This window comes from Roseovarius tolerans, from assembly GCF_028885395.1.
GTDB classification, from domain to species: Bacteria; Pseudomonadota; Alphaproteobacteria; order Rhodobacterales; family Rhodobacteraceae; genus Roseovarius; species Roseovarius tolerans.
Map to the genome: position 1 here is coordinate 2,686,906 of NZ_CP118494.1, position 20,465 is coordinate 2,707,370.

17 protein-coding genes are annotated in these 20,465 nt (G+C 66.2%); 4 read left to right on the forward strand and 13 right to left on the reverse strand.

Annotated features, from left to right (window positions below; translation table 11 throughout):
• Nucleotides 1–30 precede the first annotated feature (30 nt).
• The gene (locus PVU19_RS13230; protein ID WP_050664270.1) at nucleotides 31–858 is read right to left on the reverse strand and encodes an SDR family oxidoreductase; all 828 of its coding nucleotides are present in this window, start codon (nucleotides 856–858) and stop codon (nucleotides 31–33) included.
• 38 nt (nucleotides 859–896) lie between these two features.
• Nucleotides 897–1,544: an SH3 domain-containing protein gene (locus PVU19_RS13235; RefSeq protein ID WP_050664269.1), complete on the reverse strand. Its 648-nt coding sequence runs from the start codon at nucleotides 1,542–1,544 to the stop codon at nucleotides 897–899.
• Between the two features lie 158 nt (nucleotides 1,545–1,702).
• On the opposite strand from PVU19_RS13235, the gene parC reads away from it, so the two are divergent.
• Nucleotides 1,703–4,009, forward strand: a complete 2,307-nt coding sequence (gene parC / locus PVU19_RS13240) for a DNA topoisomerase IV subunit A (protein WP_050664268.1) — start codon at nucleotides 1,703–1,705, stop codon at nucleotides 4,007–4,009.
• 129 nt (nucleotides 4,010–4,138) lie between these two features.
• Here the strand turns inward: parC and PVU19_RS13245 are convergent, their stop codons facing one another.
• From PVU19_RS13245 to PVU19_RS13285, 9 genes are all read right to left on the reverse strand, one after another.
• Nucleotides 4,139–5,071, reverse strand: a complete 933-nt coding sequence (locus tag PVU19_RS13245) for a metal ABC transporter permease (protein WP_200901883.1) — start codon at nucleotides 5,069–5,071, stop codon at nucleotides 4,139–4,141.
• Entirely contained in the window at nucleotides 5,071–6,270 is a 1,200-nt protein-coding gene (locus tag PVU19_RS13250) for a metal ABC transporter permease (RefSeq protein WP_050663970.1), read from the reverse strand. The genes PVU19_RS13245 and PVU19_RS13250 overlap by 1 nt, the downstream gene beginning before the upstream one ends.
• A 4-nt stretch (nucleotides 6,271–6,274) precedes the next feature.
• A complete protein-coding gene (locus tag PVU19_RS13255; protein WP_050663965.1) occupies nucleotides 6,275–7,060 on the reverse strand; it encodes a metal ABC transporter ATP-binding protein in 786 nt (261 codons plus the stop codon).
• Nucleotides 7,061–7,062: 2 nt separating this feature from the next.
• Nucleotides 7,063–8,037 carry a metal ABC transporter solute-binding protein, Zn/Mn family gene (locus tag PVU19_RS13260; RefSeq protein ID WP_050663964.1) on the reverse strand — a complete coding sequence of 325 codons (975 nt, stop codon included), beginning with the start codon at nucleotides 8,035–8,037 and terminating at the stop codon, nucleotides 7,063–7,065.
• Nucleotides 8,038–8,141: 104 nt separating this feature from the next.
• Entirely contained in the window at nucleotides 8,142–8,903 is a 762-nt protein-coding gene (locus PVU19_RS13265; RefSeq protein WP_050663963.1) for an SDR family oxidoreductase, read from the reverse strand.
• A complete protein-coding gene (locus PVU19_RS13270; RefSeq protein WP_050663962.1) occupies nucleotides 8,900–10,477 on the reverse strand; it encodes a GMC oxidoreductase in 1,578 nt (525 codons plus the stop codon). The genes PVU19_RS13265 and PVU19_RS13270 overlap by 4 nt, the downstream gene beginning before the upstream one ends.
• Complete coding sequence (locus PVU19_RS13275) at nucleotides 10,474–12,468, reverse strand: acyltransferase family protein (protein WP_050663961.1); 1,995 nt, start codon at nucleotides 12,466–12,468, stop codon at nucleotides 10,474–10,476. Before PVU19_RS13275 ends, PVU19_RS13270 begins: the two co-directional genes overlap by 4 nt.
• Nucleotides 12,465–13,754 carry a glycosyltransferase family 4 protein gene (locus PVU19_RS13280; RefSeq protein WP_050663960.1) on the reverse strand — a complete coding sequence of 430 codons (1,290 nt, stop codon included), beginning with the start codon at nucleotides 13,752–13,754 and terminating at the stop codon, nucleotides 12,465–12,467. Before PVU19_RS13280 ends, PVU19_RS13275 begins: the two co-directional genes overlap by 4 nt.
• A gap of 13 nt (nucleotides 13,755–13,767) precedes the next feature.
• Complete coding sequence (locus PVU19_RS13285) at nucleotides 13,768–15,183, reverse strand: hypothetical protein (RefSeq protein WP_050663959.1); 1,416 nt, start codon at nucleotides 15,181–15,183, stop codon at nucleotides 13,768–13,770.
• A gap of 222 nt (nucleotides 15,184–15,405) precedes the next feature.
• On the opposite strand from PVU19_RS13285, the gene PVU19_RS13290 reads away from it, so the two are divergent.
• Complete coding sequence (locus tag PVU19_RS13290) at nucleotides 15,406–16,584, forward strand: glycosyltransferase family 4 protein (protein WP_050663958.1); 1,179 nt, start codon at nucleotides 15,406–15,408, stop codon at nucleotides 16,582–16,584.
• On the opposite strand, the gene PVU19_RS13295 is transcribed toward PVU19_RS13290, so the two are convergent.
• The gene (locus PVU19_RS13295) at nucleotides 16,564–17,253 is read right to left on the reverse strand and encodes a sugar transferase (RefSeq protein WP_235575876.1); all 690 of its coding nucleotides are present in this window, start codon (nucleotides 17,251–17,253) and stop codon (nucleotides 16,564–16,566) included. The two genes, PVU19_RS13290 and PVU19_RS13295, sit on opposite strands and share 21 nt — an antisense overlap.
• A gap of 885 nt (nucleotides 17,254–18,138) precedes the next feature.
• A complete protein-coding gene (locus PVU19_RS13300; protein WP_050663957.1) occupies nucleotides 18,139–19,005 on the reverse strand; it encodes a branched-chain amino acid aminotransferase in 867 nt (288 codons plus the stop codon).
• A 165-nt stretch (nucleotides 19,006–19,170) separates the two neighbouring features.
• Here PVU19_RS13300 and PVU19_RS13305 point away from each other — a divergent pair, with 165 nt between their 5' ends.
• Nucleotides 19,171–19,668: a MarR family winged helix-turn-helix transcriptional regulator gene (locus PVU19_RS13305; RefSeq protein WP_050663956.1), complete on the forward strand. Its 498-nt coding sequence runs from the start codon at nucleotides 19,171–19,173 to the stop codon at nucleotides 19,666–19,668.
• On the forward strand, nucleotides 19,665–20,366 hold the full coding sequence (locus PVU19_RS13310) for a response regulator (protein WP_050663955.1): 702 nt from the start codon (nucleotides 19,665–19,667) through the stop codon (nucleotides 20,364–20,366). The genes PVU19_RS13305 and PVU19_RS13310 overlap by 4 nt, the downstream gene beginning before the upstream one ends.
• Nucleotides 20,367–20,465: the final 99 nt, after the last annotated feature.

Below are 20,465 nucleotides of genomic sequence, written 5' to 3' on the forward strand. Positions count from 1 at the left end.
TGACGCGGGCCGCCCTGACAGCCGCACGGCTCAGCCCTTGGAAATGATCCAGTCGAGCGCGCGCGCAGGCAGAACCCGGCGCAGCACGCCCATTACATAGGTCGGTGTTGTCACATAATATCGCGGCTTGGGGCGCGCGGCCTCTAGCGCATGCACCAGTTTCTTCGTGACCGCCCCGGCCGGCCATTGCGGCCCCTTGCTGCTGCCCTCGTAAAGCTGGGTCAAAAGATCGGCACGATATTCCTCCACGCGAACCGAGTTTTCCCAGTCGATCCACTTCTCGAACTGCTTGATCGCATTCTGGCGAAACGCCGTCTCGATCGGTCCGGGATCGAGAATCGACACCTCTATGCCGGTCCCCGACAACTCCATCCGCATCGCATCGCTCAGCCCCTCCAGCGCGAACTTGGTCGCCACATAGGCACCGCGCCATTTCATCGCCACGAGGCCCAGCACCGACGAGCATTGCACGATCCGGCCATGCCCCTGCGCGCGCATTACCGGGATCACTTGCCGCGTCAGATCATGCCAGCCGATCAGGTTGGCCTGAAAAATCGTGCGCAGCGCCTCGGTCGGCACATCCTCGACCGGGCCGGGCACGGCATAGGCCCCGTTGTTGAACAGCGCATCAAGCCGCCCGCCCGTGGCCTCCAGCACCTCGGCGAGGCCCGAGGCGATGCTGGCCTCGTCCTCGTAGTCGATGCGCGGGGCCTCGAACCCCTCGGCGCGCAGCCGGTCGCAATCGGCCTGCGCGCGGCAGGCGGCAAACACCCGCCAGCCTCGCTCCCGCAACCCGTGCGCCGCGTCATATCCGATGCCCGACGAGCACCCGGTGATCAGGATAGTTTTCTTGCTCATGGCGGGGTTTGTGACCGGTCCCTGCCCGCAACGCAAGCCTACTCGGACGCCACCGTCAAAAGCCGGTCGGCCATCCACCCAATGCGCCCCGTCCCGGCCACCCGCAGCTTGATCCAGCCATTGCCCGGATCACGCAGCACGATCACCTCGGTCCCGCGTGCAAGACTGGTGATCGCGCCAAAGGCGGTGCCCGGCCCGGTGCGCAGGTTGACGGATGTGCCCGCAACACGGCGCGTCTCGGTCACCGGCGCGAATGACGACACCGCGTCACCGGGCACCGCCACGCCGATGGGCGTTTCGCTGCGCGCAACGGCGACGGTCGGCACCGTGATCTCGGGGGTCTCGGGCCCGGCAAGATCAGGTTCGACAGGTTCGACGGCGGCAGAGGGCCGGGACACGTCACCCTCCGCCGCCGAGGCGAGTGTCACTTCCACCCGCTGTCCCATGGTCAGGCCCAGACCATGCAGCGAGGTGACCGTGCGCGTCACCCGCGTGTCGGGCTGCGGCAGGCCGTCCTGCGCGATCTCGATCACGTTCACCCGCAGCGGGCGCGGTTTCGGTCTTTGATTGTCGAGCGTCGCCCGCATCTGAATGGAGTTGGCCGAGGGACGATACTCCGCCCCGCCACTCATCTCGTAAAATCCCCAGCCCAGAAAAACAAAGCTCAGCAAAATAAAGCGCCACATCGCGCATCCCCCGATTACACACACATGTCAAAAAGCTTGGCAGCTACCTCATAATAGCCGATTCGCGCGTTCCCGCGACGGGGAAAATCAGGAAAGTTTACGCCGCCTGCCCCGATCCCCGCTTTACGGTGCATTCCCGTGGCGATATCACAATATCCATGAGTGATTTGATCGACGACCCCAACATGATGCCCGAAGCGACATCAGAGCCGCTGCGCCGTGCCATCGGCGACCGCTACCTGACCTATGCGCTCTCGACGATCATGCATCGCGCGCTGCCCGATGCGCGCGACGGGTTGAAGCCGGTGCACCGGCGCATCCTCTACGCGATGCGCGAACTGAGGCTTGCCAGCACCGGAGGATTTCGCAAATCCGCCAAGATTTCCGGCGACGTAATGGGCAACTATCACCCGCATGGCGATGCCGCGATCTACGATGCCATGGCCCGCCTCGCACAAGATTTCGCGGTGCGCTACCCGCTGGTGGACGGCCAGGGCAATTTCGGCAATATCGACGGCGACAACCCCGCCGCCTCGCGCTACACCGAGGCGCGGATGACGCCCTTTGCCGAGGCGCTGCTCGACGGCCTCGCCGAGGATGCGGTTGATTACCGCGACAACTACGACGGCACCCTGCGCGAGCCGGTGGTGCTGCCCGCCGCCTTCCCGAACCTGCTGGCCAACGGCTCGTCGGGGATTGCCGTCGGTATGGCCACCAACATCCCGCCGCATAACATCGCCGAATTGATCGACGCCTGCATTCACCTGATCAAGACGCCCGATGCGCGCGACGACACGCTGCTGAACTACATCCCCGGCCCCGATTTCCCCACCGGCGGCGTCATCGTCGAGCCGCCCGAAAGCATCGCGCAGGCCTACCGCACCGGACGCGGCGCGTTCCGCCTGCGCTGCAAGTGGGAGGTCGAGGATATGGGCCGCGGCCAATGGCAGATCGTGGTCACGGAAATTCCCTACCAGGTGCAGAAATCCAAGCTGATCGAGCGCATCGCCGAACTGATCCAGACCCGCAAGATCCCCGTGCTGGCCGATGTCCGCGACGAGAGCACCGATGACGTGCGCCTCATTCTGGAGCCGCGCTCGAAGAACGTCGATCCAGAGGTCCTGATGGGGCTGATGTATCGCAATTCCGACCTGGAACTGCGCTTCTCGCTCAACATGAACGTGCTGGTCGACGGGGTGACGCCCCGGGTCTGCTCGCTCAAGGAGGTGCTGCGCGCCTTCCTCGATTTCCGGCAGGAGGTGCTGCTGCGCCGCTCGCAGCACCGGATGGAAAAGATCGACCACCGTCTCGAAGTTCTGGAAGGGCTGATCGTCGCCTTCCTCAACCTCGACCGGGTTATCGACATCATCCGCTATGACGAAGAGCCCAAACCGGCGCTGATGCGCGAGGATTGGGGCCGCACCTTCACCCGCGCCACGTCCGAGGCCGATTACGTACCCCCTGCCCCAACCGATGAAGAAGGGCTGTCGGACGTGCAGGCCGAGGCCATTCTCAACATGCGCCTGCGCAGCCTGCGCCGGCTCGAGGAAATGGAGCTCAAACGCGAGCGCGACGCGCTGATGGAAGAACGCGCCGGGCTCGAGGACCTGCTCGACGACGTATCCCTGCAATGGGCCGCGGTCGCCGACCAGCTGCGCGAGGTGAAAAAGACCTTCGGCAAGGATCATCCGATCGGCGCCCGACGCACGCAATTCGCCGAGGCGGGCAAGATCGAGGATGTGCCGCTCGAGGCGATGATCGACCGCGAGCCGATCACCGTGGTCTGCAGCCAGATGGGCTGGATACGTGCCCTCACCGGACATATCGACCTGGGTCGCGAGTTGAAGTTCAAGGACGGCGACGCCCCGCGCTTCATGTTCCACGCCGAAACGACGGACCGCATCCTTGTCTTCGGCAGCAACGGGCGGTTCTACACGCTCTCGGCGGCCAACCTGCCCGGTGGGCGCGGCATGGGCGAGCCGCTGCGCCTGATGGTCGATTTGCCCAACGAGGCCGGGATCGTCGATCTGCTCATCCACAAACCGGGCCGCAAACTTCTGGTGGCCTCCTCGGCGGGGGATGGCTTTGTCGTGCCCGAGGACGAGATCGTCGCCCAGACCCGCAGCGGCAAGCAGGTGCTGAACCTGCGCGAGCCCGCCCGCGCGCAGGTCTGCCGCCCGGTGACCGGCGATCACGTCGCCTGCGTCGGCGAAAACCGCAAGGTTCTGGTCTTTGCCCTTGATGAGTTGCCGGAACTGACGCGCGGCAAGGGGGTGCGGCTACAGAAATACAAGGATGGCGGGCTGTCGGATGCCACCACCTTCACCCTGTCCGAAGGGCTCAGCTGGCTTGATCCGGCGGGGCGCACGCGCACTGAAACGGATCTGACCGAATGGCGGGCCAAACGCGCCAGTTCCGGCCGCATGGCCCCGCGCGGTTTTCCCCGCGACAACCGCTTTACCTGAGTGCCCGCCCGGGGGCCGCCGCGCAAGGCCCTTGCAAGGGCCTTGAACGCGCTTTGCAAAGCGCGTGAAAGCGGCGTCGACGCCGCTTTGGAAGCCGTTTGCAAACGGCTTCCCCCCGCAACGGCCGGCTCACCCGAACCCGCGCGCCTGCGCATCGCCGCCGGTGCGGCAAGGCCCGGCGAGGGCCGCCAGCCCCAGGATCACGCCAGACACGGTCGCGATCATGCCCGCCGCACTCACCGCATTGTCATAGCCCAGCCACAAGGGGCCGTAGCCCGCCAGCACATAGCCCGAGACCGCCGAGAGAACGGCAAAGCCCACGCTCCACGCCACCTGCGCGCCCATCCGGTTGGTCATCATCCGCGCCGCCGCAGGCGGGCAGATGAACATCGCGATCACGATGATCGAGCCGACCGCGTCGAACGCCGCCACCGCTGCGATCGCCGCCACCACGATCAGCGACAGGCTGAGCGCCTGCACCGGCAGGCCCATGCTGCGTGCAAAGCCCTCGTCGAAGGTGGAGATCACCAGCGCCCGCCACATTACGGCGGTAAAGACCACCACGCCCAGCATCACCGCCGCCATGCGCGGCAGTTCCGGCGGCAGCGCGCGCAGGGTGTCCGGGTCGAGCAGAGCCGCCCAGCCATAGCCATCGAGCCAGATCAGGCTTTCGAGATTGCCGTAAAGCGCGTGCTGCACGTCGAGATGCACGCCCGAGGTCGCGCTTTGCTCCAGCAGCAGCACGCCGCCCGCGAACATCGCGGTAAAGACCACGCCCATCGCCGCCCCCGGCTCGATCCGGCCCAGCCTGCGAATGACCTCGATCAGCACCACCGCGACCAGCGCTGCCGCACCCGCACCCAGCATCATCGGCAGCGCCGCCACGACACCGGTCAGCAAAAAGGCCACGACGATGCCCGGCAGCACCACGTGGCTGATCGCGTCGCCGATCAGGGCCTGACGGCGCAGCAACAGGAAATTGCCCGGCAGCGCGCAGGCCACCGCCGCGGCGATCCCGATCAGCAGCGGGGTCAGCGAGAGCATGACGAAATCCGCGCCCATCACACCGCCCCCTCGGGCCGCAGCCCCTGATCGACCGCCGCGATCTGATCGGCGGTCAGCACCTCTTCCAGCGGGGTCAGGCCATCGTAGCGCGCCGCCGCCGCCTCGAATTCCGGATCGCTGCGCAATATCTGCCAGCGGCGCTCATCGAGCCGCGCGCGCGCCGCCATCGCCCGGCCGGCCTCGGTCGCCACACCGTCGCCGCGCACCAGCCCAGCGCGGCGCATCAGGCGCAGCGTCAGCGGCTCGTAGACCGGCTGCCCGGTGGCCAGCGCCAGCAGGCCCTGCCGCAGATGCACCCGCCGTTGAAACCGCAGATGCCGCAGCGCCGCCGCCAGCACACCGCGCCCCGGCGCCAGCAAGAGCGACAGCACGAAGAGCCCGAAGGCGGCCAGCACGATGATCGGCCCGGTGGGCAGCGCCGGGGCGGTGGCCGAAATCGCCGCCCCCGCATAGCCCGACAGCCCGCCGATCAGCCCGGCGATGGCCACCACCGCACCGACCCGTTCGGACCAGAAGCGCGCGGCGACGGGCGGAATGATCAGCAGCGCCACGATCAGCACCAGCCCCACGACCTTGAGCCCCACAACCGTGATCGCCAGCGCCAGCCCCATCATCGCCAATTCCACCGCGCGCAGGCTGATCCCCTGCCCCATGGCATAGCCCGGGTCGAACGCCACCAGCGTCATCGGTCGCCGCAACAGCACCACAAGCGCCAGCACCAGCGCGCCGCTCCCCGCGATCAGCATCGCCTCGTTCCACAGCATCCCCGCCGTGGCCCCCAGCAGGAACGTCTCCAACCCGGCCTGACGGCCCGAGTCCATCACCTGTACCACCGTCAACAGGACGATGCCAAAGCCGAAAAAGACCGACAGCACCGCCCCGATGGCCGCATCTTCGGCCAGCCGCGTGCGGGTGGTGAGCCAAGTCACCGCCAGCAACCCGAAACCCGCCGACAGCGCCGATCCCAGCATCAGCCCCGGCAGAAAGCGCCCGTCGCCGCCGATGGCCACCATCGCCATGAAGCCCAGCACCACACCGGGCAACGTGGCATGGCTGATCGCGTCACTGACCAGCGCGCGTTTCGAGAGATAAAGGAACGTGCCCGTCGCCCCCGCCGCCATGCCCAGCATCGCGGCCCCCAGGGTGACCAGTGAGGCGTTATAGCCCAATTGCAGCGTAAGCGCCTGCCACAGCATGCCCTTACCCCGCCGCCACGCCGCCCATCTGGGCGAGCGCCAGACGCCCACCATAGGCGGTTTGCAGATTGTCCGGCGTGAAGACGTCCGAAACCGGCCCCTCGGCAATCGCCGTGGTGTTGATCAGGAAGACCCGGTCGAAATAGTCGGGCACCGTGGCCAGATCGTGATGCACAGCAACCACCGTGGCCCCTTCGGCCTTGAGATCCTTGAGCACGGTGATGATCGCCTTTTCGGTGGCGGCATCGACCCCGGCAAAAGGCTCGTCCAGCAGGTAGAGATCGGCCCCCTGCGCCAGCGCGCGGGCAAGAAACACCCGCTGTTGCTGCCCGCCCGAAAGCTGGCCGATCTGGCGGGCGGCAAAGCCCTCCATCCCGACCCGCGCCAGACACTCCATCGCCCGCGCCCGGTGCTGCCCCCGGATGCGTCCCAAAAGGCCCAGGTCGCGGTAGAGCCCCATCAGCACCACGTCGAGCACCCGCGCCGGAAAATCCCAATCCACGCTCGCGCGCTGCGGCACATAGGCGATGCGCGCGCGCATCTCCGCCAGCGGGCGGCCATGACAGCGCACCTGCCCCGAGAGCGGCGTGACAATACCAAGCGCGGCCTTGAGCAGCGTCGATTTGCCCGCCCCGTTGGGGCCGACAATCGCCGTCATCTGACCGGGCTGAAAGCCGACATCGACGGAAAACACCGCCGGCTTCTCACCATAGGAAACCGTCAGCCCCCGGATCGAAAGCGGCAGATCATCGTCCTGTTCCGGAGCCGATCCGACAAGTTCCAGTGCCATGCTCAACTCCCCGCCGCCAGACGGCCCAGACGGCCCCGCGCGGGTGCCTCGCCGCCAAGGGCGCGCGCGATGGTGGTCATGTTGTGGTCGATCATGCCCAGATAAGTGCCCTCGTAGCTGCCGGGAAGGCCCATGGCGTCTGAGAAGAGCTCACCACCCACGCGCACCTCGTGGCCCTGCGCCGCCGCGCCTTCGATCAGCGCGCGCACATTGCGATCCGACACGGTGCTTTCGACAAAGACCGCCCGGATATCACGCGCGACCAGCAGATCGACAAGGTCGCGGATACGCGCCAGACCGGCCTCGCTCTCGGTGGAAATGCCCTGAATGCCTTCGACCTCATAGCCATAGGCCCGCCCGAAATAACCGAACGCGTCATGCGCGGTGACCAGCACGCGGGCAGGCTCGGGCACCGAGGCCAGAACACCCTCAGCATAGGACCCAAGCGCCGTGATCTCATCCTTGTAGGCCTGCGCGTTGGCCTCGAAAAAGGCGCTGTCCTCGGGGCGCAGATCGCTCAGCGCCCGTGCCACCCGGTCCACCACCGGCAGCCAAAGATCGGGCACCATCCAGACATGCGGATCAAAGCGGCCCTCGTACTCCTCGTGGCCGATGCGGGCCGCTTCCGGCACCGCTTCGCCCACGGCAACGACCGGTTGTCGCCCCGCCAGGTTGAGCAGGAACTCCTCCATCTGCGCCTCGAGATAGAGCCCGTGCCACAGCACCAGATCGGCGCGGGTGAGCGCCGCAATATCGCTGCGCGTCTGCCGGTAGGAATGCGGGTCGATCCCCGGCCCCATCAGCCCGCGCACCTCGATCAGATCACCGCCCACGACGCGCGCGGCGTCGGCGATCATGCCGGTGGTCGCAACGACCGACAGCTTGCCCGCCTGCGCCCGCGCGCCCCCTGCCCAGACCATGGGCGCGACCACGGCCCCGGCGGCGAGGCTCAGAACATGACGGCGATGCAACGACATTCGGCTTCTCCATTGGGTGAAACTGCACTTGAATATGAGAGTGACTCGCAAAATAGTCAAGGAGATTGCAAATCATTCTCAAACTAAAAGGGGTGTATCCCCGGCTACGCCTCGATCACCCGCGCGTGCCGCCTGCGCATCAGCACCGCATCCTTGATCCGGCCTTTCAAACCGCGTGACGGCAGGATCTCACGGTCCATCTCGAAGACCGCACCATTGAGCGCCGGATCATCCCAGAGCGCCAGTGCCGCCCCCCATCGCGCCGCCTGTGCCGGGTCGAGCCCCTGAGCGACGCCCATCCGCGTGGCCAGCATCCCCGGCATCCAGTCGCTGATCACGATCCCCGGAAACCGATCCGCCAGATCGGCCACCAATGCCCGGCTGAAAATGCGCCCCGCGCCCTTGCTGACCGCATAGGCCGAAGAGGCGGGCAGCGGCGCGATATCGGCAAAGGTCGAGACATTGACGATCCGGCCCCGCCCGGCCTCGACCATCCCGTCAAGTGCGGCGCGCGTGCAATTCACCGTGCCGCCCAGATTGATCGCCACGGTCTCGGCAAAGCTTTCGCCGCTCTCGTCAAGAAAATCTCGGCGCGGATAAACGGCGGCATTGTTGATCAGCACCGTGACCGGCCCCGCCTCCGCCAGCTGCGCGAACCCCGCGCGCACGGCTCCTTCGTCCGACACATCCGCCACCACCGGCAGGATCTGCCAGTCACGCCCCATCGCAACGGTCTCTTCCAAGCCACCCGCGCTGCGTCCCAACGCCGCCACGCGCATCCCCCGCGCCGCCAGGTCCAGCGCCAGCGCCCGGCCAAGGCCGCCGCCAGCGCCTGTGACCACCGCAATACCGTCCTTCAGCGTCATTCCTGCCCCTCCCGTCGTCGCACCATCACCTCGGCCACCCGCAACGCGTTGGCGGCGATGGTCAGGCTCGGGTTCACCCCCATCGAGGACGGCATGAACGACGAATCCGCCACATAGAGGTTGCCGATGCCATGCGCCCGGCACTCGGCATCCAGAACGCTGGTGTCTGGGTCGTCGCCCATCCGCAGCGTGCCGCAGGGATGGCCGAAATTCAACTCCGGCGCATGGGTCAGGAAGAACGCGCGATGCCCGCGCAGCCCCGCCCTGATCGCACGGCGAAAGGCACGGCGGCGGGCCAAAAGCTCGGGGTTGAGCGTATAGTCGATGTCAATCACCTCGGGCGCGCGCGCGTCCCATGTCACCCGGTTCTCAGGATAGCCCAGATCCTCCATCAGCCCGACAAAAACCTGCGCCCGCCCCAAAAGCCGCGCCGCCACCGCCGCAGGCAGGCGCGTCAGATGCCGCAGCGCGCGCAGATTGCGCAGCGCCGAGCGGTCGAACATGCCGTTCAGCGCATGCACGATCTCGCCATAGCCCGCCGCGATCCCCATCGCCTGCACGGTGCCAAAGCGTTGCCCCTGCCAGTGATAGAAATCGCGCAAGCTGATCGCCTTGCCGGGGCCATCCTGCGGCGTGCCGCGTGGCGGCCAGAGCGCGAAAATCTCGTTGAGATGAAACATCAGGTTGCGCCCGACCAGCCCGCTGCCATTGGCACAGCCCTCGGGCCACGCTTCGGATGCCGAGGCCAGCAACAGCCGCGGTGAGCCGAGCGCGCCGCCCGCCAGCACGAATTGCCGTGCGCGCAGCTCGAACGCCTCGCCGCCCTGCGTTACCTCGATATGGCTGACGTGATCGGCCCCACCACACAGCCTGCGCACCTCGCAGTCGTCCAGCAGCGCCGCGCGCCCGGTCGCCAGCGCCGGCTCCACCCCGGCAGAGCGGCCATCCATCTTGCAGGCGCGCGGGCATTTGCGCCCCAGACAGCCCTCGCACCCCTCCAGATACCGGATCGCGGAATGCAGCCGGTAAGGATGCAGCCCCGCCCCGCGCAGGGAGTGCATCAAGGCCCGGTCCACGCCGGACAAAGGCGGCGGCTCACGTAACGGGTCAACCGGCTCAGGCGAGAGCGGATCGGCCGCGCCGCAGACATGCAGCAGTTGCTCGGCCTCAGCGTACCAGTCGCGCATCGCGTCATAGCCCACCGGCCAGCCTCCGGTCGGGTGCGGGCGGCCCTCGACCGGCTCCAGGTCATGCCGCTCGGGCCGCTCCAGCGTGGCGGCGTAAAACACCGAAGATCCGCCCACCCCCGCGCCGAGGGGGCCGAAAAACTCCGACGCGCGCCCGTCGATCCGCGCCCGGACCCGACCCGGCCAATAGCCGCGCAACTGCCGCGCCACCGGGTCGCCCATCTCGGGGTCGAGCCCCTGCCGCTCGGCGCGATAGCCCTGCGGCCCCTTTTCGACAAAAAGCACCTTGAGGCCGCGTTCGGCCAGCCTGCGCCCGATGATCCCGCCGCCCATACCGGCGCCGATCACGATCACATCCCACAGGGTGTCTCGGATATCGCTGCTCATTCCACCCCCTCGAACACCGGCGCGAACAGATCGCTCAGCGCGATCGCCCCGCGATTGGTCAGGTGGTTGTTGTCGAAATAAAGCGCCGCGCCATCCTGCATGACGGAACACGCCACGTCATCACATAGCCTCGGCCAGGGGTCGATCACCTCGATCACCCCGGCGGCGTCGAGCGCCCGGAGCGGGGCCTCGGCCCGCGCCGCGCGCGCCTCCGCCTCGGCGCGCGGGACGCGCAGCACCTCCTCGGCCACGCCACGCCCATGCACCAGCGCCCGCGCCACGGCGCGCGAGTCGTAATCCGGCACCTCCGGCGGCTGGCGCAGAACATACAGGCGCGCAAACTGCGGCCCAAGGTCCGCCAGCGTTCGCGTCAGCGCCGCGTTGAACAGCGTATGCTGCGGCCCCTGTGGCAGCAGGCTGCCGGGCAATGGCGCAAGCGTGATCCGGTTATCCGCGTCGCGCCCCGCGCCCTGCCCTTCGGCATAGTAACTCCAGCGCCCGACCAGCAGCAGCACCTCCAGGCTCTCGATCTGCGCCAGCCCCTCGCGGATCACCTGATTGGCCTCGGTACAGGCCGCATCCTGTGCAGGCGTCGCCGCACTCTCGGTCTTTTCCACCCCGAAGAGCGGCGGGCACCCGGCATGCCACAGGATGAGCGCCGGGCGCTCGGCCAGCCACGCCGCCGCCTCCAGCCCCTCTTTCATCGCCCGCAGATGGCTGTCGCCCCAGATCAGAACCTGCGGCGCACCCTCGGGGCCAATCGGGCAGGTCTCGACCCCGGCCAGCGCGCCGCTGCCCGGCACGGTGCAGCGCGACCAGTCCTGATTGAAATCGCCGGAGGCGGCGATATGGGTGCGATATTCGGGCGGAAACCGCGCGGGCAAGCCGTCACCGCGCCACAGCAGCCCCCCCAAGACCAGCAGCCCGGCAGAGGCCAGCACCGTGCCGCCCAGCAGCACGCGAGTGCCGCCTCGCATGCGCCGCACGGGCCGTTCCACATACCGCCAGGACAGCCCCGAAATCACGACCGCCAAGCCCAGCCACCCCGCCGCCTCAACCGGCCCGCCATAGCCACCGCGCCAATAGGACGACAGCACGAAAACCGGCCAATGCCACAGGTAGAGCGAATAGGAAATCAGCCCGATGAACACCGGCCCGGGATGCGCCAGCACCCGGTTGACCAGGTTCGCCTCGCGCCCGTTCAACAGGATCAGCACCGTACCCAGAACCGGCCCCAGCGCCTGCCAGCCGGGAAAATCCTCGGCACGGATAAACAGCACCGAGCCGAGGATCAGCGCCAGCCCGCCCCATGACAGCGCCGGATGCAGCGCGTAGCGCCAGCCGCCCTCGCGCCCCGCGATGGCCAGCAGCACGCCCGCCAGCAATTCCCACGCGCGGAACGGAAAAAGGTAGAAGGTGGCCTGCGGCATCGACCGCGTCAGCCAGATGCAGGCCACCAGCGACAGCACGGCAATCCCCCCGAGGATCACCGGTACGGATGCCCGCCAGCGCAACAGCGCCAGCATGAGAAACGGCAGCACGATGTAGAACTGCTCCTCCACCGCCAGCGACCATGTGTGCAACAGCGGCTTTTCCTCCGACAGCCCGTCGAAATACCCCGCCTGACGGTGGAAATGGATGTTGGACAGATAGACCGTCGCGGCAATCAGCGACTTGCCGAATTCACGAAACTCGAACGGCAAAAGGATCAACCAGCCCAGCACCAGCGTCACCCCCGCCATCGCGAAATAGGCCGGGGCCAGCCGCCGAATGCGCCGCAGATAGAACCGCGCAAGGCGAATGCGGCCAGTCTCGCGGATATCGTCCCAGAGAATGCCGCCGATCAGGAAGCCCGAGATGACGAAGAACACGTCGACCCCGACAAAGCCGCCCGCGATCCCCGGCAGCCCGAAATGATAGAGCACCACCGACAGCACCGCGATGGCGCGCAGCCCGTCGATCTCGGGGCGGTAGGCGATTGCGGCGCTCACGACGGGAAGACCTGCGGCAGTGGCGCGCCCGTCAGCACCGCGTCATAAACCGCGCGCACCTGCCGCGCCTTGGCGGCCCATGTGGCATGCTCCATCACCCAATCGCGCCCCGCCTGCCCGGTCGCGGCCAGCGCGGCGCGGTCCTGCGTCAGCCGCTCAAGGGCGGCGGCGAAGCCCGCGATGATCTCACCCCGCGTGCCAATCGGCACCTTGGTGCCGCGTGCCGCGTCCACCAATTCCCCTGGCCCGGCATAATCGACGATCAGCGGCGGCACGCCCAGCGCCATTGCCTCCAGCACCACGCCGCCACCGAATTCGCGGATCGAGGGGAAGGCGAAGAGGTGGCAGGCCCCCAGCACGTCCCTTACGCGCTCATGCTCCAGCCAGCCGTGAAACGTCACGGCCCCGGCCACGCCCAGCCCCTCGGCCTGCGCGCGCAACCCCGCCATCATCGGCCCATCGCCCACGATATCGAGATGCAAACGCCCGGCGCGCATCAGCGGGGCCGCCGCCTCGATCAGCATATCCGGCCCCTTATAGGGCACCAGCCGCCCGACGAACCCGGCGCGCAACGGCCCCTCCGGCGCAGGCGCGCCACCGCCCGCAAACCGCGCCGGATCAATCGCATTCTCCGGCAGGTAAACCGCCTTTTCCTGCGCCCATCCTGGCATCTCGCCCAATGTGTGCCGCGACCCGGCCAATATCGCCGCCGCATGGCGCAGCGTCGCCCCGCGCCCCGGCAGCGCCTTGTAGGCTCCGCGCAGGTAGCTCAGGAATTCGCGTTCCTGCCGCCGCTCGGCGTCGAACCCCTTGGGCCAGGGCACGCCACCATTGAGCGGCCCGAGGAGGAACGGCACGCCTGCGCGGGCGCACTTGCCTGCCAGGGACGAGGAAATCGTCGGGCTCAGCGGCGTGATGCGATGCACGATGTCATACGCCCCGGCCCGGATCTGCGCCCCAAATTGCCGCCAGACCAGATGCTCGAACCACGGATAGCTGATGGCGTTGATCGCCTGCACCATCGTCCAGCCCTTGCCCTGCCCCATCCGAAGCCGCTCGCCCAGCTTCCACATCGGCCGCGCCAGCGCCTCGGAATCGATGGCGGTGAAATCGCGCCCCTCGACCAGCCCGGCGCGCAGAAACGCCTCGCGGTTGCGCACCTGTGTGACGATATGCACCTCGGCCACCTCGCGCAGGGCCGTGGCCAGCGACCAGCCGACCAGCGGCACGCTCACCCATTCGGGATTGGCCGCCTCGGCAATGGCCAGAACGCCGGGTTTGCTCATGCGCGGCCTCTCCTCACATGATCGGCCGCCAGCCAAGGCTGCGCGACCCTGCCGCAGGCGCTGTCCGCTCACCGGGGGCCAGCGCCCCGCGCCGCGCAGCCTCGGCCAGACCCAGCACCGCCCCCGCAAAGAGCCAGGTGATCGGCGTGAGCGTCGCATTCGGCAGCATGTCGATCATGTTGACCGCCAGCAACAACGCAACCGGGCCGATCAGCCGCACATAAGCCTCGTCGGGCAGATACCGTCCGTTGACCCACAACAGCAGCACCGGCAGCGCGATCAGCCCGAATTCGGCCAGATAGCCGACCCATCCGAGACTGCCGATGACGATGATCCAGCGTCCATCGGCCACGGTCTGAATCACCCCGCTCACCGGATCGAGGATATGGTTGCGCCCCCAGCTGCCCCAGCCGAAAAGCGGCTTTTCCAGTGCGCGCTCCATCAGGATATCCTCGTTCTCGAAGCGAAAGCCCAGCGACCCGGCCCGCTCACCACTGACCTTGGCGGCCTGTTCCATCATCCAGTCGACAGGGATGAGCCCGGCGCCCTTCAGCACCGGATAGGCCACCGCAACCACGGCCATGATACCCGCGATGCGGATCTGCGTGCGCGTCGGCAGGAACAAGGCCAGCGGCGCAAGGTAAATCCCGTAGATCAACGAGCCCAGCGATTTGCACAGCACCAGCACCACGCCCATGTACCCCGCCGCAACCAGCAGCAGCACCCGTCGCCGCGCATCCGCCTCGCGCGCCAGCGCGATGGCACAGGTCATCGCCATCATCGCAAAGAACGCCACCCACAGCCCGTGATACATGAACACGATGGGCCGGAACCCGCCCTGCCGCATCATCTGACCGAAATCATGCTGGAAATAGCCATAGACCCAGGTGTTGAGCTGCGGCGACAGCCGCACCTCCAGCAGCATCGGCAGCGAATAGATCAGCCCGCCCAGCACGACAGCGATCACTAGTTCACGCAGGCCCTGCTGGCTTGCCAGATGCTGCCGCGCCATCAGGAACGGCAACAGCAGGATGAACTGCAACAACACCTGCGCCACCATATCCTTGAGCCCGAGCGCCGGCAGACCGACAGAGCCGAAGAACACCGGCTCCATGTTGGTCAGCACCGTGGCCACCGGGCAGAACACGAAGATCAGCACCAGCCCCCGCGCCAGCCACCCCTCGGGCAAGAGCGGCGCACGTCGCCCGCACACGACACGGCAGATCAGAAAGGTCGCGACACTCGGCAGCGACTCCTTGGTCAGCGGCGGCATCAGCGGAAAATCGAACGCGGCAGGCGGCGGCGGCAGGAACAGGTAGGCCCCCAGAAGCGACCAGATCAGCGCACGCTCGATCGGCCAGCGGCGAAACATCACCAGCGTGACAAGCGGCCAGACCGCCAGCATCAGATAGGCCAAGGCATTGGGCATGACGCGCCGGGCACCCCTGTGATCTTACGTCGTTGAGCCGTCCCTGCGCGACCCATGGGATTGAGGCCCGCCCCCGGCAGGGTTGATTTGAGGGACAGTCTATGCTCCAACGACGCCTGATATCAACAAATTCAACAGTCTAAAGACCGATTTCGCCGGTGCGATGCATCAATACCGCCTCACAGCGACGATTGTTACCATAGCAAGAGGATCGCTCGACATATGGGCCAGGATCGCCCCCTGAAAATCGCCTATCTCTGCGATCAGCCCCCGGAAGACCGGTTCACCTATTCCGGCGGCAATCAACGGATCTGTGGGGCATTGCGCGATCACGTCGGCGAGGTCACGGTGCTCAGTTCCGGCTGGCACGCGGCACAACCGGTTCGGGCGATGATCGAGGCAATGCCCGACCGGATCACCATGCGGGCCGATTGGCGGGCGCATCTGGCCCTAGCGCGGATCATCGCGCGCGGGGTACGGCGCGAATTGGCCGAGGACCGGTATGACGTCCTGTTCTGCGCCTACAGCTTTCAGTCGCTGATGGGGCTGAACCTGCCCTACCCGATACTGCGCGTCTTCAGTTCCGACGCCACGCCAACAGCCTACAAACGCTCCGAGGTGGGGCAGGAATTCGGCTCTTACCTGCGGCTCGCGCGCATGCTCGACCCGTTGATCCTGCGCGCCGAACGGCGGGTGTTTCGCCGCTGCGATCATTTGTTCTGGCCCAGCGCATGGCTGAAATCAGAGGCGGACGCGCTCTACGGCCTCTCTCCAACGGCCTCGCATCTGGTGCCATGGGGTGCCAATATCGACGATCCGGGCACAGCCGCCCCGGTGCCGATCAGCGCCGACGCACCACTGCGCCTGTTGTTGCTGGGGCGCGACTGGCATGCCAAGGGCGGTCCGATCGCGTTTGACACCATGCAGGCCCTGCGCGCACGCGGTCTCGATGCGCGCCTGACGGTCGTCGGATGCACCCCGCCCGATCACCACCGCAACGCCCATGTCACGGTGCATGCGCATCTCGACAAGGGCAAGCCGGACGAGCGCCGGACCCTCCTGCACCATCTCGACACGGCGCATTTCATGGTCATGCCGTCCTACGAATCCTATGGTTTCGCCTTTTGCGAGGCCTCGGCCCATGGGCTGCCATCGCTCTGCCTGCGCGTGGGCGGGGTTCCGGTGCGCAATGGCGTCAACGGTCACGCCCTGCCCCCCGAGGCCACGGTCGCCGATTTCGCCGCCTGCATCGCGCGCTATGTCGATGATCCCGACGGCTACGCGAAACTGCGCCACAGCAGCCGCCGCGAATACACGACCCGCCTCAACTGGAAATCCTGGGGAAAAACGGTGCGCGCGCAGCTTCTTGCGGCGCGCGCCTCAGCTACCGGTGCCGCGTAACACAACGCTGAATGTGCGCAGTATCACCCGCAGGTCTGTCGCGAATGAGAGGTCCCGGAAATACTGCGCGTCGAACTGCGCGCGCTCGGCAAAGCTGCTCTCGTTGCGCACCGAAATCTGCCAGAACCCGGTGATCCCCGGGCGCATCGCGTAATAGGCCACACCGGGATAGAGCGCCTTCTGCGAGGGCATCATCGGCCGCGGGCCGACGATCGACATATCCCCGATCAGCACATTCCAAAGCTGCGGCAGCTCATCAAGAGAGGATTTTCGGATGATCCGACCGATCCGGGTGATCCGCGGATCATGGCGCAGTTTCTGGTTCACCTTCCACTCCGCGCGCCGCGCGGGGTTGGCCTCCAGATAGGATTGCAAACGCGCCTCTGCATCGACAACCATGCTGCGCAGCTTGAGCATGCGAAAGATGCGGCCATGCCGCCCGACGCGCTGCTGCACGAAGAACGGCGACTTGCCGTCGCGCATGATCAACAGGCACAGCACACCCACCGTCAGCAACGCCGGCGGCGCCGCAAGAAGCACGATGGCGATGTCCAGAATCCGCTTCAGACGATCCGCATAGAGCAGGCGGCCCCTTGGCGGGATCGGGATACGATCACTGAAGTTTCCGGCATTTGGGCGCGTACTGGCCCACATAATATCAAAAGGCATGGCAGCTTCTCCCCAGAAGCACTTGATTTCCGCACTCGTCACGTCCCCGAACCGTTACTCACCGAAGATGGAGAGTTCAGCCCCCCGTCTCCCGATACGCCGGAGAGCCCGGCGCACCTGTCTCAATCAAGCCCGAATTGTGGCAATAACCGCGCTACATTCGGGCGATGCAAGAACACACGTATTCCGCATCCGAGCGCATATGACGTAACGTCACTCCTTCGCCAAATACCCTTGCCGCATTGATGCCCCCACATCCCGGCAAACGAATTTTTATAGGCTCCGAGGAGACTTAATCAGGATGACGCCTGCTGCGAGCCAAGTCAAGAAGAGCTATATTTTACACGCACTGGTTGCACGCCCCCTCTGAATCGAGATCATCACGGGCTTTCGCCCGGGCGCGCCGCGCCAGAAAATCACCATATTTCGAGCAGAGTTTCTCGCGACATCGGATCAAGGTTTCGCCGCATTCTCACCACGACCGCTGCCCGCATCCATGCACGGTCTATGCGGACTCGCGCAGCAAACGCTGCCGCACTGTTGCTGCATGGGAAACAAAATTCACGAAACCGTGAGATTGACGAGGGCCAACGGCGGAAAAGTGCTCGACCTCCCGCAAAACAGCCGCACCGACCAAATCTATTGTTGCGCAAGCGAGAACACCCGTGCCGCACCCGTCGCACCACAGCCGCCTCGCGCAAACGCCAGACGCACTGACCCGCAACAGGCCACAATTTCGACACGTTTAAGTAAAGCGCCACCAGAGGATCACTTTGCCTCGCACGGCCCACCATGCCCCGGACACCCCCGAATCGCCGCCCCGAGACACGCGAAAACCGCCCGGCGGATCGCCGGACGGCCCTGCTCGCGTTCCGGTGCAAAAGGTCAGGCGCGCACCAGCGCCTCGTAAGCCTCCGAGATGTCGCGCGTCATCGCACCCACCTCGAAACTGTAATCCCCGATCTGCCCAACCGGCGTCACCTCGGCGGCAGACCCGGTCAGCCAGCACTGCTCGAACCCCTCCAGTTCTTCGGGCATGATGTGCCGCTCATGCACCTTGACCTGACGATCCTTGAGCATGCCGATCACCGTCTGCCGGGTCAGCCCGTTCAGGATCGCGTCGGCCAGCGGCGTATGCACCTCGCCGTCCTTGACGAAAAAGATGTTGGCCCCCGTCGCCTCGGCCACGTAGCCGCGATAATCGAGGAACATTGCGTCGGAACAGCCCTTGGCCTCGGCGGCGTGCTTGGACATGGTGCAGATCATGTAGAGCCCCGCCGCCTTGGCCGCGACCGGGATCGTCTCGGGGCTCGGGCGCTTCCACTTGGCGATATCGAGCTTCGCGCCCTTGGTCTTGGCATCGCCGTAATAGCTGCCCCATTCCCACGCCGTCACCGCCATGCGGATCGGGTTGCGCGCGGCGGCGACACCCATGTCCTCGCCCGCGCCGCGAAACGCCAGCACCCGCAGATAGGCATTGCTCAGCCCGTTGGCCTCCAGCACCTCGCGCTTGGCGGCCTCGATCTCGTCCACCGTGTAGGGGATCGGCATATCCATCAGCTCGCCCGATTTCAGCAGCCGTTCGGAATGCGCGCGGCTCTTGAACACCTTGCCGTCATAGCAGCGCTCGCCCTCGAAGACCGAACTTGCGTAATGCAGCGCATGGGTCAGGATATGCACATTGGCATCGCGCCACTCGACCAGCTTGCCATCCATCCAGATCTTGCCATCGCGATCACCGTAGCCAGACATCTTCCGTCTCCTTTGCGCATCTTTTGCATTTGTTGCGCCCAATACGTCCACTTCGGACATAAAATTGCGCGAAATCTGCGATTCGCTACCAGTTTGCCCTTGGAATGTCAATAAAGCTGACTTAATATGAAGCCGAGGCGCGTGATTTGTGAACGGAGCGGTGGCATGGCCGAATTACAGGGCGGCGAGAACCTGCTTTTCCTGACCGACGAACAGTTGCGTCAGGGGATCGAGGCGATGTTCTTTGCCTATCAGGGCTTTACCGCCGACCCGGATCGCATCCTCGCCACCATGGCCTATGGCCGGGCGCATCACCGCGCGGTCCACTTCATCGCCCGCAGCCCCGGCACCACGGTCAACAACCTGCTCGCCACCCTCGGCGTGACCAAACAGTCGCTCAACCGCGTCCTGCGCACCCTGATCGAGGACGGTCTGGTGGAGAGCCGCGTCGGCACCACCGACAAGCGCGAACGTCACCTCTACCTGACCGAGGACGGGGCAGCCCTCGAACGCAAGCTGTCGGATGCGCAGCGCGCGCGCATGCGCGCCGCCTATCGCGCCGCCGGTCCGCAATCGGTTGCGGGCTTTCGCCGCGTGCTCGAGGCGATGATGGACCCGGACATGCGCCGCCGCTATCACGCCATACGGGAGAGTGACACATGAGCGAGCCAGCGCCGCACCTCCTTATCATCGACGATGACGAGCGTATCCGCGACCTCCTGCGCAAATTCCTCATCCGCAACGGGTTTCTCGTGTCGGTCGCCCGCGACGCGGCCCACGCGCGCCGCCTTCTCGTCGGGCTCGACTTCGACCTGCTGGTGATGGACGTGATGATGCCCGGCGAAAGCGGCGTGGAACTGACCCGCGCGATCCGCGAAACCCATGACACGCCGATCCTGCTGCTGACCGCGCGCGGCGAAACCCCCGACCGCATCGAGGGGCTGGAGGCCGGGGCGGACGACTACCTGCCGAAACCGTTCGAGCCCAAGGAACTGCTGCTGCGGATCAACGCCATCCTGCGCCGCATGCCCGAGCCGGAACCCGAACCGACCCAGCCCAAGATCGTACAGATGGGGCCGGTGCGCTACGATATCGAGCGCGCCGAACTCAGCCGCGCGGGCACGCCCATCCGCCTGACCGCGACCGAGGTGCAACTGATGCGGATCTTTGCCGAAAACCTGCGTCAGGCGGTCAGCCGGGCGCGACTTGTCGAGGATTTGGGCCGCGATGGCGGTCAGGCACAGGAACGCGCCGTCGATGTGCAGATCACCCGCCTGCGCCGCAAGATCGAATCCGATCCCAAACAACCGCGCTACCTGCAAACCGTGCGCGGCGAGGGCTACATGCTCGCGCCCGACTGACCCGCACACATGCGCAGATCACGATATATGCACGTATATTTGACCGTCTAAAACCAAAGACTCGTTGAGTGGTTACATGTGGCATGTGACTTTCCCGCC